Annotated in this window: 24 protein-coding genes; 15 read left to right on the forward strand and 9 right to left on the reverse strand. The window is 27.5% G+C overall.

The features are described from left to right. Positions 1–6: 6 nt before the first annotated feature. Entirely contained in the window at positions 7–681 is a 675-nt protein-coding gene (locus AVENP_RS03530) for a TorF family putative porin (RefSeq protein WP_128357577.1), read from the reverse strand. A 301-nt stretch (positions 682–982) separates the two neighbouring features. Between AVENP_RS03530 and peaA (AVENP_RS03535) the strand changes: the two genes are divergently transcribed. Genes peaA (AVENP_RS03535) through peaD (AVENP_RS03550) form a run of 4 tightly spaced genes read left to right on the forward strand, consistent with a single transcriptional unit; the run spans position 983 to position 5,428 of the window. Next, positions 983–2,563: a quinohemoprotein amine dehydrogenase subunit alpha gene (gene peaA / locus AVENP_RS03535; RefSeq protein ID WP_172664202.1), complete on the forward strand. Its 1,581-nt coding sequence runs from the start codon at positions 983–985 to the stop codon at positions 2,561–2,563. Positions 2,564–2,572: 9 nt separating this feature from the next. Beyond that, positions 2,573–3,973, forward strand: coding sequence for a quinohemoprotein amine dehydrogenase maturation protein (gene peaB, locus AVENP_RS03540; RefSeq protein WP_128357575.1), 1,401 nt, complete (start codon positions 2,573–2,575; stop codon positions 3,971–3,973). Beyond that, the gene (gene qhpC, locus AVENP_RS03545) at positions 3,960–4,283 is read left to right on the forward strand and encodes a quinohemoprotein amine dehydrogenase subunit gamma (RefSeq protein ID WP_128357574.1); all 324 of its coding nucleotides are present in this window, start codon (positions 3,960–3,962) and stop codon (positions 4,281–4,283) included. Before peaB (AVENP_RS03540) ends, qhpC (AVENP_RS03545) begins: the two co-directional genes overlap by 14 nt. An 11-nt stretch (positions 4,284–4,294) precedes the next feature. Continuing rightward, entirely contained in the window at positions 4,295–5,428 is a 1,134-nt protein-coding gene (peaD, locus tag AVENP_RS03550) for a quinohemoprotein amine dehydrogenase subunit beta (RefSeq protein ID WP_128357573.1), read from the forward strand. Positions 5,429–5,474: 46 nt separating this feature from the next. Here the strand turns inward: peaD (AVENP_RS03550) and AVENP_RS03555 are convergent, their stop codons facing one another. Beyond that, positions 5,475–6,275 carry a helix-turn-helix domain-containing protein gene (locus AVENP_RS03555; RefSeq protein ID WP_128357572.1) on the reverse strand — a complete coding sequence of 267 codons (801 nt, stop codon included), beginning with the start codon at positions 6,273–6,275 and terminating at the stop codon, positions 5,475–5,477. 195 nt (positions 6,276–6,470) lie between these two features. On the opposite strand from AVENP_RS03555, the gene peaA (AVENP_RS03560) reads away from it, so the two are divergent. From peaA (AVENP_RS03560) to qhpG, 7 genes are read left to right on the forward strand one after another with little or no spacing between them, the layout of a single operon-like run. Next, positions 6,471–8,072, forward strand: coding sequence for a quinohemoprotein amine dehydrogenase subunit alpha (peaA, locus tag AVENP_RS03560; protein WP_128357571.1), 1,602 nt, complete (start codon positions 6,471–6,473; stop codon positions 8,070–8,072). A gap of 9 nt (positions 8,073–8,081) precedes the next feature. Further along, on the forward strand, positions 8,082–9,455 hold the full coding sequence (gene peaB / locus AVENP_RS03565; RefSeq protein WP_128357570.1) for a quinohemoprotein amine dehydrogenase maturation protein: 1,374 nt from the start codon (positions 8,082–8,084) through the stop codon (positions 9,453–9,455). A gap of 10 nt (positions 9,456–9,465) precedes the next feature. Further along, complete coding sequence (gene qhpC, locus AVENP_RS03570) at positions 9,466–9,786, forward strand: quinohemoprotein amine dehydrogenase subunit gamma (RefSeq protein ID WP_128357569.1); 321 nt, start codon at positions 9,466–9,468, stop codon at positions 9,784–9,786. Positions 9,787–9,803: 17 nt separating this feature from the next. Next, positions 9,804–10,937, forward strand: coding sequence for a quinohemoprotein amine dehydrogenase subunit beta (gene peaD, locus AVENP_RS03575; RefSeq protein ID WP_128357568.1), 1,134 nt, complete (start codon positions 9,804–9,806; stop codon positions 10,935–10,937). A 14-nt stretch (positions 10,938–10,951) separates the two neighbouring features. Further along, on the forward strand, positions 10,952–12,589 hold the full coding sequence (locus AVENP_RS03580; protein WP_128357567.1) for an ABC transporter ATP-binding protein: 1,638 nt from the start codon (positions 10,952–10,954) through the stop codon (positions 12,587–12,589). Further along, positions 12,582–13,223 carry a subtilisin-like serine protease QhpE gene (gene qhpE, locus AVENP_RS03585; protein WP_128357566.1) on the forward strand — a complete coding sequence of 214 codons (642 nt, stop codon included), beginning with the start codon at positions 12,582–12,584 and terminating at the stop codon, positions 13,221–13,223. The genes AVENP_RS03580 and qhpE overlap by 8 nt, the downstream gene beginning before the upstream one ends. Further along, complete coding sequence (gene qhpG / locus AVENP_RS03590; RefSeq protein ID WP_128357565.1) at positions 13,210–14,535, forward strand: flavin-dependent monooxygenase QhpG; 1,326 nt, start codon at positions 13,210–13,212, stop codon at positions 14,533–14,535. The genes qhpE and qhpG overlap by 14 nt, the downstream gene beginning before the upstream one ends. 29 nt (positions 14,536–14,564) lie before the next feature. Here the strand turns inward: qhpG and AVENP_RS03595 are convergent, their stop codons facing one another. From AVENP_RS03595 to AVENP_RS03615, 5 genes are all read right to left on the reverse strand, one after another. Next, entirely contained in the window at positions 14,565–16,421 is a 1,857-nt protein-coding gene (locus AVENP_RS03595) for a GGDEF domain-containing protein (protein ID WP_128357564.1), read from the reverse strand. A 298-nt stretch (positions 16,422–16,719) separates the two neighbouring features. Beyond that, complete coding sequence (gene hisA, locus AVENP_RS03600; RefSeq protein ID WP_128357563.1) at positions 16,720–17,433, reverse strand: 1-(5-phosphoribosyl)-5-[(5-phosphoribosylamino)methylideneamino]imidazole-4-carboxamide isomerase; 714 nt, start codon at positions 17,431–17,433, stop codon at positions 16,720–16,722. 13 nt (positions 17,434–17,446) lie between these two features. Further along, positions 17,447–18,298, reverse strand: coding sequence for a TIGR01777 family oxidoreductase (locus AVENP_RS03605; protein WP_128357562.1), 852 nt, complete (start codon positions 18,296–18,298; stop codon positions 17,447–17,449). Positions 18,299–18,311: 13 nt separating this feature from the next. Beyond that, on the reverse strand, positions 18,312–18,917 hold the full coding sequence (gene hisH / locus AVENP_RS03610; protein WP_128357561.1) for an imidazole glycerol phosphate synthase subunit HisH: 606 nt from the start codon (positions 18,915–18,917) through the stop codon (positions 18,312–18,314). A 115-nt stretch (positions 18,918–19,032) separates the two neighbouring features. Then, positions 19,033–19,605 carry a ComF family protein gene (locus AVENP_RS03615; protein ID WP_128357560.1) on the reverse strand — a complete coding sequence of 191 codons (573 nt, stop codon included), beginning with the start codon at positions 19,603–19,605 and terminating at the stop codon, positions 19,033–19,035. Between the two features lie 116 nt (positions 19,606–19,721). On the opposite strand from AVENP_RS03615, the gene AVENP_RS15895 reads away from it, so the two are divergent. Then, complete coding sequence (locus AVENP_RS15895; RefSeq protein ID WP_228201830.1) at positions 19,722–21,983, forward strand: methyl-accepting chemotaxis protein; 2,262 nt, start codon at positions 19,722–19,724, stop codon at positions 21,981–21,983. A 75-nt stretch (positions 21,984–22,058) separates the two neighbouring features. Then, positions 22,059–23,384 (forward strand): MATE family efflux transporter, encoded by a 1,326-nt coding sequence (locus tag AVENP_RS03625; protein ID WP_128357559.1) that lies wholly within the window; start codon positions 22,059–22,061, stop codon positions 23,382–23,384. 28 nt (positions 23,385–23,412) lie between these two features. On the opposite strand, the gene AVENP_RS03630 is transcribed toward AVENP_RS03625, so the two are convergent. Then, positions 23,413–23,577, reverse strand: coding sequence for a hypothetical protein (locus AVENP_RS03630; protein ID WP_153802225.1), 165 nt, complete (start codon positions 23,575–23,577; stop codon positions 23,413–23,415). Between the two features lie 203 nt (positions 23,578–23,780). On the opposite strand from AVENP_RS03630, the gene AVENP_RS03635 reads away from it, so the two are divergent. Together AVENP_RS03635 and AVENP_RS03640 are read left to right on the forward strand one after the other, a co-directional pair. Next, on the forward strand, positions 23,781–24,182 hold the full coding sequence (locus tag AVENP_RS03635; RefSeq protein WP_128357558.1) for a hypothetical protein: 402 nt from the start codon (positions 23,781–23,783) through the stop codon (positions 24,180–24,182). 128 nt (positions 24,183–24,310) lie between these two features. Beyond that, entirely contained in the window at positions 24,311–24,562 is a 252-nt protein-coding gene (locus AVENP_RS03640) for a hypothetical protein (RefSeq protein WP_128357557.1), read from the forward strand. Positions 24,563–24,706: 144 nt separating this feature from the next. Here the strand turns inward: AVENP_RS03640 and lepA are convergent, their stop codons facing one another. Further along, positions 24,707–26,494 carry a translation elongation factor 4 gene (gene lepA / locus AVENP_RS03645; RefSeq protein ID WP_128357556.1) on the reverse strand — a complete coding sequence of 596 codons (1,788 nt, stop codon included), beginning with the start codon at positions 26,492–26,494 and terminating at the stop codon, positions 24,707–24,709. Positions 26,495–26,504 lie beyond the last annotated feature (10 nt).

Raw genomic sequence — 26,504 nt, forward strand, 5'->3', positions numbered from 1 at the left:
TCCTATTTAAAATGAATAAGTGATTTTGGCGTAAAGATTGTCTTGATCAAGACTTGAACTATCATCTGAATAAAACTCACTATATAGTAGCTCTAAATTCAAAGAACCTTTACTTAAATCAAATGCTTTAGAAATACCAACTACAAAATTATCGCCCATATCTTCAAAAGAACCAGCACTTCCATTTAATGTAATAATATCAAAATCATAAGAAGTAAAGCCCTCATAATAGTCTAATTTTTCACCATCATTTTCTACATAAGTTCCTAAAATATATTTTCCTCCAATAGAAAATTTATCAATAGGATAAACAATTTTTAATTCAGCCTCATCTAAATTTGCTATATCTTTTGAATCAGGATATAAAAATCTTGTATACGTTAATGTTGTTTGAAATCCAAAAAAATCTTTGCTATATCCTGCATATAAATCTATTTCTCTATCACCATCTGCACCTTCAAACTCTATATTTGATGTCCAAATACCTGTAAAAAATCCATTATATAAAACTGTTCCTTCTAAAAATAATGCAGCTTTATCATTTGTTTGAGTTAATCCTCTTACTAAATAGTTACTAGCTCCTGTTATGTTTACAACTGTATCTATATCATTTGCTTTAACACATGAAATAGTTGACATAATAAGTGCAGAACTAATAAGTATTGATTTCATTTTTTTCATTTTATTCCTTCTTTTTAGATAAACAAAGTATATCTATCATATAAAAGTTTTTAAAGATACTAAATGTTTAAAAAGAACTCAATAAATATGCTAAATAATAGAGTTTAGTCATATTATGTCGTATTTTTACAATAAAAGAATAATTATGACTAAAATTTATTCAAAATAATTAATTATTATATAAATATATATATTGAATATAAAATATACAGAAATGTCGTTTTCTTTCTATACTTTATTTTTTCTTATTTCTATAATTCGTTTATCAATTTGGTTGATAAAAAGAAATAAAGGAGATAAATTGAAGACTAAAAGTTTAAATTCAGTGCTAAAAATTAGTATTGGTCTTTTGGTAGGAACAGTAGGTTTAAATGCATCAAATCTAGATGCAAAAACAATAATTGACACAAAATGTATTGCCTGTCATACTCCAACTGCCAAAGGTTTAAGTAGAATTTCTGAGCAAAGAAAAACACCTGAAGCTTGGTTTATGACTGTAGATAGAATGCAAAAAGATCATGGTTTAGTTTTAACAAAAGAACAAGAACAAAGTGTTGTGAAATACCTAGCTGATACTCAAGGATTAAATTATGAAGAGAGTGAAGCATTTAGATATATTTTAGAAAAAACACCAAATTATCAAGAAGATTTTAAAGACTCTTTATTTGTTGAAATGTGTGCAAGATGTCATAGTGGTGCGAGAGTTGGACTACAAAGAAGACCTAGTTCTGAATGGGATAATTTAGTAAATTTCCATTTAGGAAAATTTCCAACTTTGGAATATCAAGCCTTAGCAAGGGATAGAGATTGGTTTGATATAGCTCAAAAACAAATTGTTCCATATTTAGCTTCAAACTATGGAAATGACAAAAAATTTGACTTAAAACCAATAGCCTTTGAAGGAACTTGGAATTTATTTGGTCATAAATTAGGTTCAGGTGATTTTAGTGCAACAATGAAACTAACTAAAACTTCAAAAGATAATTATTCTTTAACTTTAAATGGAAATTTTGTTGATGGACGAGAGTTAAAAGCAACTGGAAGTGCAATAGTTTATAGTGGATATGAATTTAGAGCAAAACTTGATGTTGATGGGCTTGTATATAATCAAATATTTGCAGTTAATCCAGATACTAATGAATTAAGTGGAAGTATGTTTGAAACATTACATCCTGAAGAGTATGCTTTTGTAAATGGGGCAAAAATATCAAATACACAAACTACAATTTTAGGAATTTCTCCTCTTTCTGTAAAAGCTGGAACTTCTGAAATTATTACTATTGTTGGAACTAATTTGAATAAAAATATCAAATTATCTGATGGTTTAAAAATCAATAAAATAATCGAACAATCAGCAAATAAAATTGTATTAGAGGTAAAAGCAAGTTCTAAATATGATGTTAAACAAATTGATTTAAATATTAACTCTAAAATATTTGAAAATAAATTAACTGTTTATAAAAAAATTGATACTTTGAAAGTAATGCCAAGTTATGCAATCTCAAGAGTTGGTGATGGTGGAGGTTTTATGCCAAAACAACATGCAATTTTTGAAGCCTATGGATTATTAGCTGGAATGGATGGCAAAATTGGAACAACTGATGATATAAACATCGGAAAAGTAGATGCAAAATGGAGTATTGAACCCTTTGATGAAAGAGCAAAAGAAGATGAAGATGTTAAATATGTAGGAACAATAGATGCCTTTAGTGGAAGATTCATTCCTTCATTTGCAGGGCCAAATCCAAAAAGAAAATTCCAAACAAACAATGCTGGAAATATAAAAGTAGTTGCAAGTTATAAAGATGGAGCTGAAACTTTTAAAGCAGATACTCATATGATGGTAACAGTTCAAAAATGGGTAAATCCTCCAATTAATTAGGAGTTAATTATGAGTAATAATGAATTAAAAATAAATAAACAAAACTACAGAATTGTTAGAAACAGTAGTGAAAATTTACTTTTTCATGTTCCTACAACTTCACTTTTTGAACTTGATGAAACAAATGAAAAATTAATAAATAGATTAAATAGTGAAATAGTTAAAATAACTGATTTTTCAAAAGAAGAGTTAATTGAACTTGAAAAACTAAATATTATTGGAAAAGAAGAGAAACAAAAATATATAGAAGTTAAAAATTTTCCAGCAACAACTTTAATTTTGAATGTGGCATCAGGCTGCAATCTAAGTTGTACTTATTGTTATAAAGCAGATTTAGAAACATTAAGTAATAGTGGAAATATGACTTTTGAAACAGCTTCAAAAGCAATAGAACATTTATATGAAGGTGCGCCTAATCAAAAAATTTATAATGTAACTTTTTTTGGAGGAGAACCTTTAAGTAATTTTAAATTAATTCAAGATGTAACTTCTTATGCAGTTGAGTTTTTCAAAGAAAAAAAAGCGATGGTAGATTTTACTATTACAACAAATGGAACATTATTGACAAAAGAGATTATAACTTTTTTACAAGAAAATAAATTTGGTGTAACGATAAGTATAGATGGTCCCAAAGAGATTCACAATAAAACAAGACTTACAAACGCAGGAACTGGAAGTTATGATGCAGTAAGAAAAAAAGTAGAACTACTTTTAAGTATGTATTCAGACAGACCAATTGGTGCAAGAGTAACACTAACTAGAGGTGTAACTCAAATTGAAGAGATTTGGAATCATCTATTTAATGATTTAAAATTTGCAGAAGTTGGTTTTGCACCTGCAACTGCAAGTGATAATGCAATATTTAATTTAAGTGAGCATGAGCTTATAAAAGTTTTTAATGAGTTTAAATTAATGGGTGAAAAATATATAGATTCAGCACTACAAGGTGAATTTAATGGCTTTTCAAATATTCATAGATTACTAGGTGACATTCATGCAGGAAGAAAGAAAAAACTTCCTTGTGGTGCGGGAGTTGGATTATTATCTGTAAGCCATGAAGGTAGTTTTGATTTATGCCATAGATTTACAGGAAGCGATTTTGGTAATTTTGGAAATGTAAAAATAGGGCTTGATAAACCAAAATTATCAAACTTTATAGAAAAAAGATTAAATACAAAAGATGGAGATTGTTCAACTTGTCATATTAGAAATCTTTGTGCAGGTGGATGTTACCATGAAAGTTATATTAGATACAACGATCCTACAAAAGCAGTTTTACACTACTGCGATATTATGAGAGATTGGATTGATTTTGGATTATATGCCTATGCAAAAATCAGAAATAATAATCCAGAGTTTTTTAGTTTATATTTTAAAGAAGAAAAAGGAGACGTAAATGGGCTTATTTAAACCTTTAAATCCAAAAGCAGATTTGTTAAATAAATCTATAAAAGAAGGACGGGAAAAAGAAGTTGTTGCAATGTCGAGCATTGTTGGATGTACCTCTACATTTGATCCAGGTTGGGAAGTAGATGCTTTTGGTGGAGTTGCAGGTCTTTGTCAACCAATGGAGTCAGATTTATATGGATGTTCTGATCCTTGTTGGTGGCCAACACAAGTTCCTGATACTATGAATAATCCAGGTTGGAGTTCAAAAGCACCTGCAAGTTCAAAAGATTGGAGAGAACTAAATTCAGTTTTCCCAATAACTGATAAATAAGAGGTTTTAAAATGAAAAAAGTTTCAATATTAACATCATTAGTTTTAAGTATATTTATTAGTGGTTGTAGTTTAACTCAACCAACAACTCCCACTAATGATACTCAGAAAAAACTAGAAAAAAATAGAGATTATTTAGCAACAGTAAGTAGAAAAAATGAGTTACATATAGTTGATTCAACTACAAATAAAGTTTTAAAAACTTGTAAATTACAAGGTGATTATATGAGTGGAGGAATGATGATTTCTCCTGATGGAACTAAAGCTTATGTTTTACAAGATACTTGGGGTGCAATATATGGATATGATTTAAATAGTTGTGAAAATTTCTTTAGAGCAAAATTATCTTATGATAATGTACGAGCAATGTCGATTTTTTCATTTACATTAAGTACAGATGGAAAAAAACTCTATACTATTTCTAATCCCACACAAATGCTAAATGATAGATATAAAGTTTTAGATCCTGTATTTAAAACATTTAGCACGGCTGATGGATTGGAAGCAAAACCAGTTGATAGTTTTAAAGCGCCAAGACAAATAACAGTTATGGCAACCGCTGATGATGGAACATTATATGCTTCTGGTTCAAATATTTATAAAATCGACCCAGAAAAAAAAGAGTTTACAATAGCTGCAAAATTAAGAAATTGGGATAAGGTAAATTACTCTTCAGCTGATGTTTTAGCAATGTGGCCAATAGGAAATGTATCAAAAGAATTTTTACTTATGTACACAGCTGCAAAATTTCCAAATGATAAAATGGATATGAATGAAGCCCAACTTGTTTGGGGAGCAACAAGAGTTGATTTAAAAACAAATGAGATAGTTCAAGAAGATTTTGCTCCACTTGAAAGTGTAATGTTTACAGGTATGACTCATCCAAAAGATACAAATCTTTTATATGGAGTTTTAACAGATTTAACAAAATTTGATAGAAAAAATCAAAAAGTTTTAAAAAGAGTATATTTAGACCACTCTTATTATTGTATAAATTTTGCAACTGATGCTTCTAAAATCTATTTAGGTGGAACATTTAACGATATTGCAGTTTATAATCCAGATACTTTGGAAAAAATTGAAACTATTAAATTACCTGAGGGTGATGTTGGTGCTGGAACTCTACAAGTATTTAGAATTAAGTAAGTAAAAATTTATTCTCTCTTAAAATATAAGAGAGAATATTTTATATCTAAGAGAAGATATTACATCTATATTGAAGAAAATTATCAGAATTTTCTAAAAATTGTTTAGGTGTAAATCCCGTAAAAAATTTGAATTCTTTTATAAAAGATGATTGATCATAAAAGTTGTTTTCCGTTGCAATATTTCCAAAATCTAGAAGATTTTTATTGATTTTTATAGTTTTTAATGTATTGTAAAATCTATTTATTCTTTGAATATCTTTTGGTGTTACTCCTGTAAATTCTTTAACTTTTCTTTGAACTTGTCTTATTGATAATCTATTTTGTTGATAAAAAGTATCTAAATTACAATTTTTTGTTAGTTGGTATATATTCATTAAAATAGAATCTTCATTAATATTGCTGAAAATTTTAAAGAAGTAATTATTTAGATAGTTAACAGTGCTATGAATATTCTCTTTTAAATCATGTAAAATTTCAAGTATTGATAAATCAAAATCTAAAGATAGTTCATTTATTTCATAAATTCTATCTTCCAATTGGGAAACAGGAATTCCAAATAGCTTATAAAAAACTCCTGGATATAAAGAAATATCAATATAGTATATATTTTCATTAAATTTTAGAATTTGCTTGTTCATTGTTGGTGGACAAACATATATCCCTGTTTTACTTGAAGTAATTGAATTTGAAGTATCAATTACAAATAGTAAACATACATTATCATATGGAATAACTATTTTCTCTTGAATGTTATTAAAATTTATTTTTTGATAGTTAACAATCCAATATGATTTTATCCATTTTTGTAATTCTATATGTGGTTCGAATGTTTTAAAACTAAACAATATTTAATCCTTTTTAATTAATTGAATTCTAACATTTATTACTTAATATAGTAATTAATAAAACAAAATAATTGTATATAAAATATACAGATTTGTCGTTTTTTTACTATACAAATAAAACTTATGAATCTATAATTCGACAGACACTTACAAGAAACTAAATAGTGTAAGAAAATTTTATATGAGGAGCAAATCTTGAACTATAAAAGATTATCTAAAATTGGACTTGGAGCTTTATTATCTTCATTACCATTGTTTGCAATTGATGCACAAATAGGAAAAGAGATTATAAATAGTAAATGTACTGCCTGTCACGTGGGCAATTTAGACGATGGTTTAAGCAGAATATCTGACCAAAGAAAAACACCTGAGGGTTGGTATATGACTGTTAAAAGAATGCAAAGGGAACATGGTTTATCAATTACAAGAGATGAAGAAACAAATGTAATTAAATATCTTTCTGATTATCAAGGTTTAACACCAGATGAAATAAAACCTTACTCTTATGTATTAGATAAAACACCAAATGTTCAAGAAGAAGGTAAAGATGACCTTTTAACTGAAATGTGTGTTAGATGTCACTCTGAAGCTAGAATTGGACTTCAAAGAAGAACTGCAAATGAATGGAATAGTTTAGTAAATTATCATGTTGCACAATTCCCTTCTTTTGAGGTTCAAGCACAAGCAAGAGATAGAGATTGGTTTGGTGTAGCTCAAAATGAAGTAGTTCCATATTTAGAAGAAAATTTTGGAAAAGATAAAGCAAAATTTGACAAATACAAAAAATCTGTAAAAAATTATGAATTACCTAAAAAATGGATTACATATGGACATACTCCAATACTTGGTGATTTTACAGCTGTTTTAACACTAATAAAAAGTACAGATGAATCTTATGCAATGCTTATGGATTATAAATATGCTTCAGGACAAGAGTACAAAGCAAGAGGAATAGCTGTTATTTATGGGGAAAGTGAACTAAGAGCTTCTTTTACAGTAAATGGGGTTAAATATAGACAAATTTTACATATAAATCCAAAAACAAATAGTTTTGAAGGAAGAATGTTTGAATCACTTCATCCTGAAAATGGTTCAACTTTAGTAGGAAAAGCAAAAGACTCAAAAGAGACAACTTTATTAGCAGTTTATCCAAAAGCTGTAAAAGCTGGAGAAAAAGCTACTCTTTCAATAGTTGGTACAAATTTATCTGGAAATGTTAAATTACCAAGTACTTTAAAAGTTTTAAGCACTATTAAACATACAGATAATGAAATTGTATTAGATGTTATTGCAAATAAAAATGTAAAAACTTTTGATGGAAGTACTTCAATTGGAGCAAAAATATTTAAAAATAGTTTAGCTGTATATGATAAAGTTGATTATATAAAAGTGACTCCTGATTATGCAATTTCAAGAATTGGTGGAGATGAAGGTAAAGATAAAATTTTAAAAGAGTATGCAACTTTTGAAGCAATTGGATATTTAAATGGAAAAGATGGGAAAAAAGGAACAGATGATGATGTTGAATTAGGTGTAATACCTGCAACTTGGCATTTAGAAGCCTTTGATGAACAAGCTGTTGAAGATAAAGATTTAGATTATGTTGGTCAAATAGATGAAAAAACAGGGAAATTTACACCAAATATATCTGGACCTAATGAAAAAAGAAAATTGATGACAAATAATGCAGGAAATATAAGTGTGGTTGCAACATATAAAGATGGTAATGTTGAGTTAAGTGAAAAATCTCATATGATTGTAACAGTTCCTAAATTTGTAAATCCACCAATTAACTAAGAGTCTATTATGAGTATTAATAATTATAGTTTAATAAAAACTAATTATCACATTTTAAATGTTGATTCAAAAGAGTTTCTATTTCATATTCCAACTTCATCGGTATTTGAACTCTCACCTGAGAGTTCAAAACTGTTGAAACAAATAGAAAATAATGAAGAGATTTTTAAATATGACCAAGAAATAGTTGAAGAGTTTAAAGAGTTAAATATTTTAGGTGGGAAATTTTTCGCAAAAGTAGAAGATACAAAAATCGAAAAATTCCCTGCAAAAGCTTTGATTTTAAATGTGACATCTGGATGTAATCTTAGTTGTACATATTGTTATAAAGCAGATTTAACTTCTTTAAAAAATGGTGGACAAATGACATTTGAAATAGCAAAAAGTGCTATTGATATGTTTTATAAAGAATCACCACATTTAAAAGAGTATTCAATTACTTTTTTTGGTGGAGAACCTATTAGTAATTTGCCTTTAATAAAAGAAATTATTGCTTATGCAAATGAGTTTTTTGAAAGTAAAGATTTAAAAATCGGTTATTCAATGACAACGAATGCAACACTACTAACTGAAGAGATAATTCATTATCTTCATGATAGTAGAGTTGATTTAACAGTTAGTATTGATGGACCAGAAGCTTTACATAATAAAACAAGAGTTTATGAAAATGGAAAAGGAAGTTACGAAAAAGTTGTTAAAAATGTAGCTAAATTACTCTCTATTTATAAAAATAGAACAGTTGGCGCAAGGGTAACTCTTACAAAAGGAGTAACGGATATTCCAACAATTTGGAATCATTTAAGACATGATTTAAATTTTAAAGAAGTAGGTTTTGCACCAGTTACTTCAGGAGATAGTGATTTTTACAATTTATCAGATAATGATTTAGCAAAGGTTTTCTCTGGATTTAAAGAGCTAGGTGAAGATTATATAAAAGAGGCTATTAAAGGCAATTTTAATGGTTTTTCAAATTTACATAGAACTGTAATTGATATTCATGAGGGAAGAAAGAAAAAATTACCTTGTGGAGCAGGAGTTGGATTACTTTCTGTTTCATACAAAGGTGATATTGATTTATGCCATAGATTTACAGGTTCTGATTATCCATCATTTGGAAACATCGAAAAAGGACTTGATAAATTAGCTTTAGGTACTTTTTTAGAAAAAAGAGCAAATGAAAAAGATACAAATTGCCAAACTTGTAGAATTAGAAATTTATGTGCTGGTGGTTGTTATCATGAGAGTTATATAAAGTATGGAACACCAGAAAAATCAGTATTACACTATTGTGATGATATGAGAAACTGGATTGATTTTGCAGTAGAAGCATATATTAGAATTCAAGCTGGGAATCCAGAATTCTTTACAAAATATTTTAAATAAAGGAATAAAAATGAAACATTTAAAACCAATAACACCAAAAGCAAAGCTTTTTGATGATGCAATAAAAGAAGGAACTACTGATGAAGTTATTGCAATGTCAAGTATTGTAGGTTGCGTAACTACATTTGACCCAGGATGGGAAGTTGATAGCGATGGAGGAGTTGCAAGTTTATGTCAACCTTTAGAGGCAGATTTATACGGTTGTTCGGATCCTTGTTGGTGGCCAACCCAAGTTCCAGATACATCTTCTAGTTATAAAAAATGGGCTGATAAAGCTCCATCATCAAAAGATAGTTGGCGAGAACTAGATAATGTATATCCAAAAATATAAGTAAAAAGGTTGATAATATGTTAAATAAGAAATTTATAAAAAGTGGTTTAGGATTGTTAAGCTTTTCACTAATTTTATCTTCAAGTTTAAGTACAAATCTTAATGCAGCAAATGTTGAATTAAAATCAAATCATAATTATTTGGTTACTGTTACAAGACCAAATAATATAGTTTTAGTAGATTTAGAAAAAAATGAAATGATAAATGAGTGTAAAATAGATGAAGCATTTTCTCCCGGAGCAATAGTATTATCTCCAAATAATAAAGTTGCATTTGTTTTAGGTGAATATGGTGAAGAAATTGGTGGATATGAAATAGAAACTTGTAAAAAAGTATTTCATACTTCTTTAACTCAAGGAAATATTAGAGCAAAATCTTTATTTGGTTTATCAGTTAATGAAGATGGAACAAAAGTTTATGCAATTTATAATAGAACAGAAATGCTAAATGATAGATATAAAGTTTTACCTCCATATTTTTCAGTTTACAATGTAGCTGATGGAATTGGTGCAAAACCAGTTAAAAGTTTTGAGATGCCAAGACAAACAACAGTTGTTTCAACTGGAAAAGATGGAACAGTTTATGTGGTTGGTTCTGATTTATATAAAGTAAATCCAAATAGTGGTGATATAAAAGTTGCAAAAAAAATAGTTAAATGGGGGAAAGAGGGGTTTAGTGATTTAGATTCTGCTGCAAACTATATAATAGGTCAACAAACAGGAGATTTAACAGCTTTATATGCAACAGTGAAATATGATAATCCAAAAAATCCATCTGATGAAGAAGGAACTACATATTGGGGAATTACAAGTGTTGATTTAAATACAGGAGAAATAATTCAACAAGAAATTTCAGAATATGAAACTTTGATGTTTACAGCAATTAGAAGTCCAAAAGATCAAAATATCTTATATGGGGTTTTAAATGATTTAACAAAATTTGATTTAAAAGAGCAAAAAGTGTTAAAAAGAGTTGTTACAGACCATACATATTATAGTGTTGTTCCATCAATGGATGGAGAAAAATTATATCTTGGTGGTTGTTTAAATGATATTTCTGTTTATGATGCAAATACATTGGAAAAACTAGGTAATATCAAATTAACAGGCGATATGGGTTCAGCTGCTCTTCAAGTGTTTAAAACTAAATAGTGATTAAAAGCAATATGTTTAAAAATACAATTTATCCTCTCTTAAAAGAAAATAAGAGAGGATTTATTATTATCTTCTTTTTTTCGATTCTTGTATCTTTAGGTGCAGTTTTACAGCCATTTATTATGCAACATATAATCGATGATGCAATATTAGCTTCAAATTTAAATCAATTAGTTATATTAGTAACAATTTCATTTTTTTTGACAATTTTTAGTATGGTTATTAGTAGTGTAAATGAAATATATTACACTTCAAACTCTATGAATATTTTATTTAAATTTAGAAAAATTGTGTTTAATAAACTCTTTTTGCATAATAAAAGTTTTATGACAAAATACCATTCAGCTGATTTAATGTCGAGAGTTCAAGGTGATATTAGTGAACTTCAAAGATTTTATACTGATTCATTGTTTGCAATATTTTCAACTATCATTAGTCTTGTATTTATCTCATTTATTATCTATTCATATAATATAAAACTAATGATACTTATTTTAATTTTTTTGCCAATAGAATTTTTTTGCTTAAAGCCCCTTTATCCATATATGCATGACAGTACAAAAAATATAAGAGAGAGTACTTCAAATATTGGTAAATTTTTTATTGAGAGTTTTAGATATATTTTAGTTCTAAAAAATCTTGGTGCAAAACAAATGACAATTTCAAAACTTGATGTTATTCAAGAGGATTACAAAAAAGTTGTAATCAAAAACAAAAAATTAAATCTAATTTTCACACAAGTTCCAGCACTTATTTCCTTACTTGGAAAAACAATTATTATCTCTTATGGAGGATATTTAACTATTACAAATGAGTTAAAACTTGGTGAATTAATGGCCTTTTTAACATATTTTGGAATGATATTAGCTCCTGTACATACAATTTTAGGAGTTATGAATAATCTTCCAAAAGTAAAAGTGAGTCTAAATAGAGTTTTAGAAATATTACCAAAAGATGAAAAAACAGAGATGTTAAAAACAGTTAATTATGATATTAGTATAAAAGATTTGAGTTTTTCATATGGCAATAATCAAATATTTAATAAGTTAAATTTAAAGATAAAAGAGAATAGCAAAATTGCAATTATAGGTAAAAATGGAGCAGGAAAAAGTACCTTTGGAGATTTACTTTGTGGTTTACAAAGTGCACAAAATGGAACTATATTATTAGGAAATGAAGAAATAGGAAAAAATGATTATTCAAACTTCTCAAACTATATTGTAAAACTAGAGCAAACGCCGATAATCTTTGATGATACTTTAAAAGGAAACCTACTTTTAGCAAAAATAGATGCAAGTGATGAAGAACTTATATCTGCTCTAAAATTAACAGGCATGAATTCTTGGTTTGAAAATTTAAAAGATGCACTTGATACAAATATTTATGAATCAGGTGATAATATTTCTGGTGGACAAAAACAAAGAATTGCACTATCTAGAATAATTTTATTAAAACCAAAAGTGATAATACTCGATGAATTCACCTCTTCAATAGATGAAAAAGATACTCTTTGGTTTTATGAAAATATCACAAAACTTTTTCCAAATTCAACTATTATTGCTATTACTCATCATCTTAATATGTTAAATAATTTTGAAAAAGTTTATTTATTGGAAAATCAAGATTTAAAAGAGTATCAAAATGCCTAAGGATATTTTTGTAGCTTTAATAGATAGTGGTTGCAGCTTTGAAACCTATGAAAAGCTTGCAATAAAAGTTGAAAATAATAAAATTATCACAACAACTCAAAATGAAATTAAATACAAACATGGAGATGTTATAGGTGAAATAATATCTTCTAATGAAAATATAAAACTATATGATATTCAAGTATTTGATGAAAATCTAAGAACAACACCCTCTCATATAATTGGAGCTTTAACTTATCTTTTGGATAAAAAAGTAGATGTTATAAATATGAGTTTAGGACTTAAAACAAACTATAAAGAGATTGAAGATTTATGTAAAAAACTAAATTCAAAAGGTGTAATAATTATCTCCTCTTTCCCAAGAAGTGGATCTGATTTTGTATTTCCAGCTTCTTATGATGAGGTAATCAGTGTAACTTCTGATGGAAAGTGCCAAGAGAATGAAATTAGTTGTATAGATTTAGAAAAATCACTTTTTGGAGCGAATCCTTTTTCAAAGGTTGAGGGTGTTGGAGGTTCAAGTGTTGCCGTTGCAATATTTACAAAATATTTTTGTGAGAAATTGCAAAAAGATTTAAGTAAAGAAGAGATTTTAACTGAAATAAAAAAAGGTTGTAAAAATGAATCAAAATAAAACAATATTAGTTTTAGGAGCTGGAATTGCAGGAGTTACAACAGCAATTGGCCTTAAAAAACTTGGATTTAATGTAAAGATTTTTTATAAACCAAGACCTTTTATAGCTTATGAGGGATTTAGTGAAAAAACAAAAGATGGATTAATCTCTAGTTCTTGCCTAAAAGCATCTTTACTTTTAAAAGAGCAATCAATGAGAAATTCAAACTGGGCAAGTAATTCAAAAAATGTAAATTATGAATATGTAGTTTGCCGTGCCAATTTAGATGAAGCTTTACTTAAAGATGCAAAAGATAATAGTATTGAATTAATAGAATCAAGAGTAATAGGTGCAGTTGATTGTAGTGAAGAAAAACCAAAAATTACCTATAAAATAGATGAAAAAAAAATAGAAATAAGTGCTGATTTTGTAGTTGATGCTAGAGGAAGATTTACTCCTTTCAAAGATGAATATCTCTCTGGCCCAAAAAGTTTTTCACTTCTTCAAGAGTTAGAGATGGATAATTTATCACAAAATAGAACTTCTATTGATTCAACAAAAGATGGTTGGATTTGGCAAGCTTATGTTGGAAATAAAAAAGGTTATATCCAATTTACTTGTGATGAAGAGTTAGCAGTAAAAATAAATGATTTTGATGAATTATTAAAAATATTAAAAGAGCAAAAAGCAGAATTTTGGAGTTTACAAAATGCAAAACCAGTTGATAAAATTGTAAAAAGAGATTCATTTAGTAAAATCCATAAAGAGATAATCAACACTAAAATGATTCTAATAGGAGATAGTGCATCAAGTATTGACCCACTTTCAGGAAATGGAGCTTTTCAAGCTATGAGTATGTCAAGTATTGCTCCTTATGTAATTAATACAATTATAAATAAAAGTGAAATCGAACAAAAAGTAGCAATTGATTTTTATAAAAGTAGGGTGCAATTTATTTTTGATAAATTCTCAAAAGTAGGCAAAGAGTTTTATTCATTAGAAAAAAGATACACAAGTGATTTTTGGCAAAAAAGACAAAACTGGCCAAATGAAAAAACAAGTGACTCTAAAAAATTGCCAAGAATAGAGGAAAAAGCAGTTGTTACAGAATCTTATATATTTGCACAAGATGTAATCATAACAAAAGATAATCCAATGGGTGTTTGGTGTTATGGAAAAATTGAAGTTGTTGACTTAGCTAAATATTGTCTTGGAAATAAACTGGAAAAATCACTGGAATATTTTGATGAGTTTTGTAAAAAGAACAGTCTTTCAATGGGATTATATAATTCTTTAAAAAGATGGTGTATAGAGCAGGAAATTTTAGTTTAAAACCTGCATTTTATATGCAGGTTAAAACTTTAATAATTATCTTTGTCTGTATCTTTTAATAAATCTTTAGTAAATCTTATAACTTTATTTCTTCCAGTCTCTTTAGCTTTATAAAGGCATAAATCAGCATATTTTATACATTTCCAGATTTGATCTGTATCTGTTGGGAAGAAAGCATAACCAATACTTACAGTTTTACTAAATGATTCATTATTGAATGTATAGACAAGTTTTGCAAACTCTTGATTAATTTTTGTTGCAAGTTCTTTTGCACTTTCAATTGTTGGATTTTTCATTATAATTAAGAACTCTTCCCCACCAAATCTAATGATAAATTCATTTTCAGTAATAGAAGCTTTCATTGTTGATGAAAGTTTTTGTAAAATTGCATCTCCTGCATCATGTCCATATGTATCATTAACCATTTTAAAATAGTCAATATCTAAGAACATTACAGCATATGTTATACCTTGTGCTAATTCATGAGGCATTTTTTTATCAATAAATTCATCTAAATATTTTCTATTATAAAGACCTGTTAATCCATCAACTAAGTTTCTTTCTCGTAGAACATCCATTAACATTCTACTTTCTAAAATAGGTTTAGTCTCTTCAAGATATTTTTTTATTATTCCAATTTGATATTTGATGTGTTTAAGACACTCTTCATTATCACATAAAATATGAATAGTTACACTTTTTTGTTCACTTATTAAAAAGGGAATACAAATATAATCTGTACAATTTTTACAAGTTGCAACTCTACATATTTCTGGGAAATTTTCTGATAAAACAATTGTATCTGTTCTTTCTGCTCGACATTGTTCTTTTACATTTCTTAAAATATTACAACAAGGTTTTGAATCTTTTGTAGAATAGATTATGGTTCTTTCATCTTTTATTAAATCATTTTCAAAAATATAAAAAGATTTTATTAATAATTTATCTTTTAAAACTTGTATTAATCTATAATAAATATCATCTTTTGTTAAGTCTGTTTCTATAGTTTTTTTGTAATTATAAATTTCAGAAATATCTTCTATTATCTCTTGAGCTGTTAGTAATTTATCATTATTAACATTTGAATTTCTATTATGAACAAACGAAGTTAAATTCTTTTCAATTCCTGTTAATACAGTTTCAAGTTTTTCTATAATTTCATTTAACCATAAAGAAGCCTCTTTATCCTCTTTCAAAACACCTTCTTTTGCACGAACTGAATAATCACCATCATGAACTTGTTTTAAAACTTCAGTAATAGCATCAAAAGAACTTGTATAAGGTTTGATTTTTTTACTAATATAAATCAAAATAAAAATTAAGAAAAGAGAGATTATTGCAATAACATTTAATAAAATAGCAATACTTGAAATTCTATCATCTTGAATATCAAATTTTAAAGATATAGCTCCTAAAACTTCCCCTTCTTTTGCATCATGGCAAGATAAACAATTTGGTTTATCAAGTGATGATGCTGTGTAAGGTATTGTAATTCTTAATGAGGCATCTCTTAATGATTCATTTATAATTACTTTTTCTTTTCCTGTTCTTAGAACTTCTTCATCAATTGAATCTTTAGGAATTTCATTACCAATATTTGATGTGCCAAATTGATTGCTAACAGTTTTTGATCTAATTATCCATAAATCGTTTACTTCTTTTAATTGTGCAATACTATCTAAAAATATATCTCTTTGATTCATATTTCCATTAATCATGTGAGATGTAAGAGATTTTTTGACTATATCAGCAGTTAAATAAGCTCTTTTTTTAGCGCTATCATAACCAGTTTGTCTAGAGCCTAAAGCAACTAATGCTACTATTACAATGGTTAATATAGTAACCATTGTAAAAATTATAATAGTTATTTTTTTGTTAGAGTTCATCAAATAGCCTTTATAAATCATTTAAATTATAATATCATAAAATAATTTTTATGTATAGAGTTTTTAAAATAAATTTATAAATTTTAAATGCTATAAATAGCCATAAAATAAGACTTGAAGAATATAATTATCTTTAAATAATTTATAATTTTTTTGATTTTATAATATTTCTTGTCATTAATAAAATAAAAAATAAAGCAATAAATAGATTTATATAAAAGCCTTGCATATTTCCATCTTGAAAAAAGGTATATGCTAAGGCTAAAAATACGAGAGAGATTACAAGGCACATTTATTATTAGTTTTCTAGAACTTTAAATGCTTCTTCTAAATCAAGTGTTCCTTCGTAAAAGGCTTTCCCAACAATTACACCCGCAATATTTCCATTTGCTTTACAATTTATGATGTCATTTATATCTTTAACCCCACCACTTGCGATTGTGTCAACATTTGAAGCAAGAGCAATTGATTCAGTAAATTCAACATTTACACCACAAAGCATTCCATCTTTACTTATATCTGTACAAATAATTGCAAGAACACCTGCATTTGCAAACTCTTGAGCTAAATCAGTTGCTTTCATAGTTGAAACTTCTGCCCAACCCTCAACGGCTACCATTCCATTCATAGCATCAATTCCAACAGCGATTGGATACTTTGCAGCCATATCTTTTACAAATTGTGGATTTTTAACAGCAATTGAACCTAAAATTAATCTATCAACTCCAAGTTCAACATACATTTTGATAGTCTCTTCATCTCTAATTCCACCACCAAGTTCGATTTTAAGATTACAGTTTTCTCTGATTTTTTTTATTTGCTCTAAGTTTGCTGGTTTTCCTGCAAATGCACCATTTAAATCAACAATATGAACCCATTTTGAACCTAACTCTTCAAATCTTTTAGCAACTTGCCATGGTTCATCTGAATAGATTTTTGCACTATTCATCAATCCTTTACTTAGTCTTACAGCTTTTCCATCTTTTAAATCAATCGCTGGTAAAATATCCATATATTAATCCTCGTTATTTACATAAATTTTCTATTGTCTCTTCAATGGTTTTAAATTTAAATTCAAAACCTAAATCTAATAATTTTTTAGGAACTGCACTTTGTCCATCGGTTAAAACCCGTGCTCCCTCACTAAAAATAAGATTTAAAACAAATTCTGGAACTGGAAGTATAGTAGGTCTTTTTAGTGTTTTTCCTAAAGCAGAAGTTAACCCTTGATTTGTTGTGGGAACAGGAGCTGTAAGATTAAATAGATTATCAAACTCGTTTTCAATCACAAATTTATAGGCATTTATTAAATCATCTATATGAATATATGAAAATGCTTGTTTCCCACTTCCAATAACTCCACCAAGGCCTAGTTTAAATGGTGTAATCATTTTTTGTAAAGCTCCACCATCTTTACCCATAACAATTCCAAATCTAAAAATAGATACTTTAGTCGTTTCATTTTTTGCTTTTAAAGCTTCTTTTTCCCAATCTTGGCATAAAGATGAAAGAAAATCATTTGAAAAAGAGCCGTTTTCATCATAAGTAGTTTTATTGTCATAAATACCAACAGCAGAAGTAGAAATAAGAAGTTTTGGTTTATTTTGTACACTATTAATTGCATTTACAATTTTTGATGTTGTATCAATTCTACTTGAATAAAGAAGTTTTTTGTAAGATTCACTCCATCTATTTATGATGTTTGCGCCAGCTAGATTAATTACAATTTCACTTGAATTTAAAGTCTCTTCAAGTTTTGATTTATTATTTAAAATTTCCCTTGAAATAGGAATGATTTTATATCCTAAATCAGAAAAATATTTTGTTAAACTTGTCCCTACAAATCCACTAGCACCAGTAATTGCAATAGTTTTCATGCCTCATCCTTTATTATAAATTTATAAAGTTCTTTAAAATTCTAAGTCCATTATCATGAGATTTTTCAGGGTGTGGTTGGAAACCATAAATATTATCTTTGTTTACAGCACTTGTAAATTCATAACCATAAGTTGTTGTTCCTATGATATTTTTTTCACTTGTAACTGCATGAAAAGAGTGAACAAAATATAAATAAGGATTATGTAAACCCTCAAATAAAGGATGTTCTTTATTTACAATTGTATTCCAACCCATGTGAGGAATTTTGAAATCTTCATGCATTTTTGACTTATCAAATTTTATAACTTCGCCATCAATCAGACCTAAACCATCTGTATGTCCAAACTCTTGAGAACTTTCAAATAAAAGTTGCATTCCAAGGCAAATACCAATCATTGGTTTTCCACTTTTTGCAAACTCATAAACAGCTTCATTCATACCTGTTTTGATTAAATGCTCCATTGCATCTTTATAAGCTCCAACACCTGGAAGTATAACTCTATTAAAATTTTTTAAATCTTCAGGATTTTTAACTATAGTTGCTTTTGCATCTATTAATTTACAAGCATTGTAAACACTTGCTAAATTTCCCATGTTGTAATCAATAATTCCTATCACTGTGTTCCTTTAAATTGATTTCCTAATTGAAAGGAAACCTTTTCTTTTTCACTTCTTTTAAAAGAAGTGAACTCTAAAGAGGATAATTAATTATCCTTAAATATTGAATATTATACTAAAGTTTTGCATCAGCTAGGGTTAAAGAAAATATCACTTGATTATTTTTTTTCTCAAGAGCCTTTTTGGCTTCCCTAATTGTAGCACCTGTTGTAATTATATCATCACATAAAATTGTCATTTCATTAGAGATATTTGTAAGTTTAAATCGTCTTGGATTTTTTTGTCTAAATTCCAAATCTTTTCCCGCATATTTGACTATATTTGAAGCTTTTAAACAGTTATATTTTGGAGTTATAAATTGTGATTTTAAATGTTTTGTTAGTATTGCTGTATGTGAAAAATCATGTCGTGTGTGGTCATCAATGGGAATTGCAATAACTTGGTTTGGAAAAATGAAATTTTGAGCAAATTTAGCAAAAGATAGTTTTGCTAGGATATTAAAAACTCTATCTCCATGAAAATAGTATTTTGATGAGATTAAATCTTCAAGTTCTGAAAGAGTATAAAAAGAGTAGTTGAAAAATCCATCTTCAATCTCTCTTTTGTGGAAAGATGGAATTAAAAGATTATTTTGACAATCTTTACAAATAATTTCAAATGATAAGTTTTTACAAGTTAGACATTGCATGAAATATTTTAACTAAAATTCTATTGAAAAAATATAATTTTCTACAAAGAATGAATGGTAAATTATTCTTTACTTAAATTATGTTACTATTCTAAAAATTTAAAAGAGGAAGTTTTATGTTTAATTTTAGAACATTAAAATCAAAATTCTTGATTTATATAATATCAACACTTTTATTAGTATTTATTGTTGTAACTACGATTTTATCAAATATTATCTCAACTCAATCAACTAATAATTCAGAAGAAAACTTTAAAAATAAAGCAGAACTTATTACAATTGCTTTTAATAGTTTAGATAATAATTTAAATGAAGTTATGAAAGGTTATATTAATGTAGTAAAAAGTTATTTACCAAATGATTATTCAATAGATGAAAATAAAACAGTAAAAGTAGGTCAAATAGATGCTCCGTCTTTCTATAATGGAAATGTATTATTAAATAATAATTTTGACCCTTTAGAAAAATATACACAAACAACTGGTGTAATTGCAACAGTTTTTGCAAGAATGGGAGATGATTTTGTAAGGGTAACAACAACTCTTAAAAAAGAGGATGGAAGTCGTGCCTTTGGAACAATGTTAGGTCAAAATTCACCTGCTTTAAAATCAATGTTAGATGGTAAAACTTTTTATGGAAAAGTAAAATTATTTGGAAAAGATTATTATGTAGTTTATGAGCCAATTATTGAAAATGCTAAAGTAATTGGTATCCTTTTTATTGGATATGACTTTAGTACAGTTTTAAATTCTCTAAAAAATGATATTAGAGCAATAAAAGTTAATGAAAATGGATACGCATTTATGATGGATTATAAAGGTAATTTATTAATTCATCCCTCAATAGAAGGTAAAAATATCTTTAATGAAAAAGATAGAGAAGGTAATTATACTTTTCAAGATATGATAAAAGGAGAAGATAGATTTATTTCCTACACAAGTTCAGATGGGGTTGATAAATTAGCATATGTAAAACATTTAAATTTTTTTAATGCTATTTTAGTAGTTAGTGATGCCCAAGAAGACGTTTATTCTTTTAGCAGAAAGTCAACTATTTATATTTCTATTGCATTTGTAATCACACTAATAATAATATCAATCTTATTACTTATAGTTACTTCAAAGATTGTAGAAAAACCTCTTGAAAATTTGAGTCATGGACTTTTGGATTTTTTCAAATATTTAAATAAAGAAAATAGCAGTGTAAAACTTTTAGAAATAAAAGGGGAAGATGAATTTGCACAAATGTCAGAAGAAATAAATAAAAATATAAATAGAACAACTATATTTATAAAAGAAGATATGGAATTAATAGAAGATGTTAAAAAAATTGTAAATAGTGTAAAAAATGGGGATTTGACAAAGAGAGTTCAAGTTACTACTAATAATAAAAGTTTAGAAGAATTGAAAAATATTTTTAATGAAATGTTAGAAGTTACAAGCAAAAATGTATGTCAAAATGTAAATCAGTTAAAAGATGTACTTTTACAATTTAAAAATCTTAATTTTACACAAAGAATAAAAAACGATTCAGGATTAGTTTCTGTTGGTTTAAATGAATTGGCAGAAATTATTAATCAAATGCTTGTTGAAAATAAATCAATAGGACTTAAATTAGATGATAGTTCAAAACAATTACTTGATAATATGAATAAATTAAATAATTCAACAAATGAAGCAGCTGCAAGTTTAGAAGAAACATCTGCTGCATTAGAAGAAATTACTGGAAATATAAGACATAATTCTGAGAATATATCAAAAATGTCAAGGCTATCTCAAAATGTATTAAGCTCTGCAAATGATGGTCATAAACTTGCAAATGAAACTACAATATCAATGGATGAAATTAATGAAGAAGTAAAAGCTATTAGTGAAGCGATAGTTTCAATTGATAATATTGCATTTCAGACAAATATACTTTCATTAAATGCAGCAGTAGAAGCAGCAACCGCAGGAGAAGCTGGAAAAGGATTCGCAGTTGTTGCACAAGAAGTACGAAATCTAGCAAATAGAAGTAGCGATGTTGCAAAAGAGATTAAATCTATAGTTGAAAATGCAAGTCATAAAGCTAATAATGGAAAAGAAATTGCTGGAAAAATGATTGAGGGATATGTTTTACTAAATAGCAATATTTCTCAAACAATTAATCTAATCGCAGATATTGAAGTTGCATCAAAAGAACAGTTAAAAGGAATTGAACAAATAAATAATGTTGTAAATATCTTAGATAAACAAACTCAACAAAATGCATCAATCGCCACACAAACAAATAGTATTGCAGTTGAGACTGATGATATTTCAAAAACAGTATTAAAAAATGCAGATGAGAAAGATTTTATAGGAAAAGCGCAGGTTACCTCAAGTACTTATGAGATGTAGTTTCATGCTTTGTATTTAAGCTTAATTCTAAGATATTAGGTTATTATTTTTAATAAATTCTATTAAAGTAAATCTATGCTTAATTCAAAACCTTTTATTCTATTTCTAAAATATGTAATTCCTTCTATGTTGGGATTTATGGCTATTTCTTCTGCAAGTATTATTGACGGTTATTTTATAGGGAACTATGTGGGCTCTGTGAGTTTAGCCGCAATTAATGTCTCTTTGCCTATGTTTAATATTTTATTTGGTTTTGCTTTGATGTTTGCTGTTGGTAGTTCAGTTATAACAAGTAAATTATTGGGAGAGAGCAATAAAGAAGAGGCTTCAAATGTTTTTTCAAAAGCTTTTTATGTGATAGTTTTAATTTCTGTTTCTTTGAATTTGTTACTTTATTTAAATTTGGAATATATCTTAGATTTGTTAAATGTAAAAGATGAATTACGAGTTGAAACCTTAAAATATCTTCCAATTATTTTAAAATTTATGCCATTTTTAATGATTGGAATTACCATTGATTATTTTGTAAAAGTAGATGAAAGCCCTAATTTATCACTTTTAGCCTTGGCTTTAAGTTCAGTAGTAAATATAGTTTTAGATTATACTTTTATAGTAAAATTTGATTGGGGAATCAGTGGTGCTGCTTATGCTACTGGTATTTCACAAATGTGTATTCTTTTAGTTTTACTTCCACACTTTTTTCTAAAAAAAGGTTCACTTAAACTAATAAAACCAAAAGGTGATTTGCAATGCATTTTTAATGCCTTAAAAAATGGTTCTTCTGAGTTTATAAATCAATCATCTGTAGGTATTACTATCTTAATCTTCAATTATATTTTATTGAAAACATTTGGTCCTTTAGGTATTGCTTCTTTTACTATTATTGGTTATTTTATAGCAATTAGTACAATGGCTAGTTTTGCTGTTTCTAATTCTTTGCAAGCAATTATTAGTAAAAATTATGGCGCACAATATTTTGATAGAATGAAAAGTTTTTTAAAACTGGGGCTGGTAAGTATTTTAGGTATAGAAATACTCTTAACCTTGTTTGTACTGATCACACCAGAGTCTTTAATAAACATATTTATCAAAGATTCTGATATAAAAACAAAAGAGATAACCATAGAGTTCATCTCTTTTGCTTGGCCTACGTTTATTTTTTCAGGCTTAAATATGCTCTCAAGTTCATACCTAACAGCTATACAAAAACCATTGTACTCTGGACTTGTTGCTATTATGAGAAGTTTTATTTTCCCAATAACATTTATTTTTCTCTTACCTTTTATTTTTGGAAATGTAGGAATATTTATAGCCGTGTCTTGTGCTGAGATAGTTACTTTTATTTTCGCATTGAGATTTTTTATGCAGACTAGACCTAGTGTTTTAGCTAAATTTATTTAATAAAGTATTATCTTAAATTATTATTAGTTTAGTCTATACAAAATACTTTTTCTACTCTTTCCCCTGTTCTATAGTTCAGAACATTTTCTATTTTATATTTTTTGTTTACTTTTGTACAATCTTCAATTGTATTTTCATTAGATGTACACGAAATAAAAAGTATAGAATAAAATAATAATATTAATAATTTCATTAGATTTCCTATATAGTGGGAATATTATAGCACAAAATATATTAAATAATAAAATATGGTAGTAATAAAACTGATAATGTATATTAATTGCATATTCAGTTTTAAAATTCTTGCTTCGCATTGAAGTATCAAAAAATAGAATGTCTCTTAAAAGTTTTAGGATTATTTACATAGAATACTATTAGAATTTAAAAAGGATTTATATGAATAATTATGAAATTTTTGGAGCTACTTTACTATCGAGTACAATTGTTATTCCTGCATTATTATATTTATTTAAAACAATAATTAAAGAGTTTTTAACTAATGCTATTAAACATGATTATGATATAAAAATTGAAGAATTAAAATCAAAGTTAGCACAAAATGGGAATGATGTTAGAAATTTAAGAGAGGGAGCTTTAAATGGAGTTTATTATAGACAATCAAAGTTATATGATAAACAAATACAAGCTGTTGAATCTCTTTGGTCAGATGTTATTGAATTATCTAAAATAAAAAATTTTTCATCATATATGTTACCTTTTTCAGATAATTTTGATAAAGTTGCGCATGATGCAAAAGAAGATTTAAAAATTAGAGAATTATTTGAAATTTTAAAATAGAAGAAATAAATTTTCTTGTTGGAGAAAAACTTCAGCCATTTCTTTCTCCTCTTTCATGGGCTTATTATAAAGCATATAAAAGTATATTAGCAACTGATTTTATAAAATTTAATATAATAAAGTTTGGTGTGGGTGGAGAGTTGCTAAAAGATGATAGTAAATTAAAGAGACTTATCGAAATTGCATTACCTGATAAAAAAGATTATATTTATGATGAAAAAACGAATTCTTTTTATTATTTACTTGAAGTTTTAGAAAATAGATTATTAGAAGAGTTAAAAATTTCTTTAAAAGGAACTGAAAGTACCAAAGAAAGTATTGACTTAGCTTCTTCAATTATGAATCAAGTAGAAGAACTCGAAAAAAATAAAAATAAGTAAAGTTTTAATATTGGTTTTTTGAATTTCATTGAGATTTAAGATTTAGTGCAGATTCAAGGCGGAAGTTTTAATTTTAAAGCGGAGTGTACTACTAGTACATGAGCATTTAAAATTGAAGTGACAACGCAGAAGATATGTTGAAGATTAAATCTTCAACACAGCCATGAATGCTTCTTGTGGTACATTCACCTTTCCTATGGCTTTCATTCTTTTTTTACCTGCTTTTTGTTTTTCTAGTAGTTTTCTTTTTCTTGTAATATCTCCACCGTAACATTTTGCAGTTACGTTTTTACCTGTTGATTTTACAGTCTCTCTAGCAATTACATTGTTTCCAATACTTGCTTGAATTGCTACTTCAAAAAGTTGTCTTGGTATTAACTCTTTTAATGCTTTGATAAATTCTCTACCTTTTGAAAGTGCTTTATTCTCAGGTACTATGATTGAAAGTGCATCTACGATTTCACCTGCAACTTTAATATCTAGTTTTTGTAAAACACCTGGTCTAAATCCAATTGGTTCATAATCAAAAGATGCGTAACCTTTTGTTGTTGATTTTAATTTATCGTAAAAGTCCATTACGATTTCATTCATTGGAATATCATAATCAAGTAAAACTCTTTTACCGATGTAATCCATTTTATTTTGAGAAGCTCTTTTGTCATTTAAAAGTTTAATTACATTTCCTAAGAACTCATCAGGTACTAAAATTGTAGCTTTTACATAAGGTTCAAAAATAGTGTCTATATAGTTTGGAGCGGGCAATTCACTTGGATTTTGAATAGTGATTCTTGTACCATCTGTTTTTAGAATTTCATAAATAACTGTTGGAGCAGTTGCAATTAAATCTAAGTCAAACTCACGTTCTAATCTCTCTTTGATTACTTCCATGTGAAGCATTCCTAAAAATCCTGTTCTAAATCCACTTCCAAGAGCAGCTGAACTTTCAGGTTCAAATGAGATTGAACTATCGTTTAATTGTAGTTTATTTAAAGCATCTCTTAAATCTTCAAATTTATCCGTTTCAATTGGATAAATTCCTGCAAATACGAATGGTTTTGCAGGTTCAAATCCATCGATTACTTCAGCTGTTGGATTTTTTGCATCTGTAATAGTATCACCTACTGCAATACTATTTGTTGTTTTAAGACCTAAAATAACAATCCCAATTTCACCAGTTTCAATAACATTTGTTTTTGTTGGTTTTCTAGGATGTGGATACATTAAATTAAGAACTTGATGTTCTTCTTTTGTATTCATCATTCTAATCATTTGACCTTTTTTGATACTTCCATCATAAACTCTAACAAGGGCTAAAGCTCCTAAATAGTTGTCAAACCAAGAATCATAAATTAAAGCTTTTGTTGGAGCGTCTGTATCCCCAACAGGTGAAGGAACTCTATCAACGATGGCATCAATTAATGCTTTTACACCTTGACCTGTTTTTGCACTAATCAAGTTACTTTCTGTACAATCAATTCCAATAGCTTCTTCAACTTCCTCTAAAACTCTATCTGGATCAGCACTTGGTAAGTCGATTTTATTTACAACGGGAAGAATTTCTAAATCATTATCCATTGCGATATAAACATTTGCAATAGTTTGTGCTTCAACACCTTGAGTTGCATCGATAATTAAAAGTGCACCATCAGAAGATGCCAATGAACGGCTTACTTCATAAGAGAAGTCAACATGTCCTGGAGTGTCAATTAGATTTAAAATATAAGCTTGACCATCTTTTACATAATTAAGTCTTACACTTTGAGCCTTAATTGTAATCCCTCTTTCTTGTTCAATATCCATTGTATCCATCATTTGAGCAGTTAAATCTCTATCTGCTACAGCTCCACACTCTTGAATGATTCTATCTGCAAGTGTAGATTTTCCATGGTCAATATGAGCAATAATACTAAAGTTTCTAATATTTTTTTGCAAGGGTAATTCC

This window comes from Arcobacter venerupis, from assembly GCF_013201665.1.
Taxonomy (GTDB): domain Bacteria; phylum Campylobacterota; class Campylobacteria; order Campylobacterales; family Arcobacteraceae; genus Aliarcobacter; species Aliarcobacter venerupis.

Excerpts from the sequence above, each read along its gene's own strand:
- qhpE (WP_128357566.1), top strand. The coding sequence starts at position 12,582 with ATGCCTAAGGATATTTTTGTAGCTTTAATAGATAGTGGTTGCAGCTTT.
- qhpC (WP_128357574.1), top strand. The coding sequence starts at position 3,960 with ATGGGCTTATTTAAACCTTTAAATCCAAAAGCAGATTTGTTAAATAAA.
- AVENP_RS15895 (WP_228201830.1), top strand. The coding sequence starts at position 19,722 with ATGTTTAATTTTAGAACATTAAAATCAAAATTCTTGATTTATATAATA.
- AVENP_RS03625 (WP_128357559.1), top strand. The coding sequence starts at position 22,059 with ATGCTTAATTCAAAACCTTTTATTCTATTTCTAAAATATGTAATTCCT.
- AVENP_RS03630 (WP_153802225.1), bottom strand. The coding sequence starts at position 23,577 with ATGAAATTATTAATATTATTATTTTATTCTATACTTTTTATTTCGTGT.
- AVENP_RS03530 (WP_128357577.1), bottom strand. The coding sequence starts at position 681 with ATGAAAAAAATGAAATCAATACTTATTAGTTCTGCACTTATTATGTCA.
- hisA (WP_128357563.1), bottom strand. The coding sequence starts at position 17,433 with ATGGATATTTTACCAGCGATTGATTTAAAAGATGGAAAAGCTGTAAGA.
- peaD (WP_128357573.1), top strand. The coding sequence starts at position 4,295 with ATGAAAAAAGTTTCAATATTAACATCATTAGTTTTAAGTATATTTATT.
- AVENP_RS03605 (WP_128357562.1), bottom strand. The coding sequence starts at position 18,298 with ATGAAAACTATTGCAATTACTGGTGCTAGTGGATTTGTAGGGACAAGT.
- AVENP_RS03595 (WP_128357564.1), bottom strand. The coding sequence starts at position 16,421 with ATGAACTCTAACAAAAAAATAACTATTATAATTTTTACAATGGTTACT.
- qhpG (WP_128357565.1), top strand. The coding sequence starts at position 13,210 with ATGAATCAAAATAAAACAATATTAGTTTTAGGAGCTGGAATTGCAGGA.
- AVENP_RS03635 (WP_128357558.1), top strand. The coding sequence starts at position 23,781 with ATGAATAATTATGAAATTTTTGGAGCTACTTTACTATCGAGTACAATT.
- peaB (WP_128357575.1), top strand. The coding sequence starts at position 2,573 with ATGAGTAATAATGAATTAAAAATAAATAAACAAAACTACAGAATTGTT.
- peaD (WP_128357568.1), top strand. The coding sequence starts at position 9,804 with ATGTTAAATAAGAAATTTATAAAAAGTGGTTTAGGATTGTTAAGCTTT.
- peaB (WP_128357570.1), top strand. The coding sequence starts at position 8,082 with ATGAGTATTAATAATTATAGTTTAATAAAAACTAATTATCACATTTTA.
- AVENP_RS03580 (WP_128357567.1), top strand. The coding sequence starts at position 10,952 with ATGTTTAAAAATACAATTTATCCTCTCTTAAAAGAAAATAAGAGAGGA.
- AVENP_RS03615 (WP_128357560.1), bottom strand. The coding sequence starts at position 19,605 with ATGCAATGTCTAACTTGTAAAAACTTATCATTTGAAATTATTTGTAAA.
- qhpC (WP_128357569.1), top strand. The coding sequence starts at position 9,466 with ATGAAACATTTAAAACCAATAACACCAAAAGCAAAGCTTTTTGATGAT.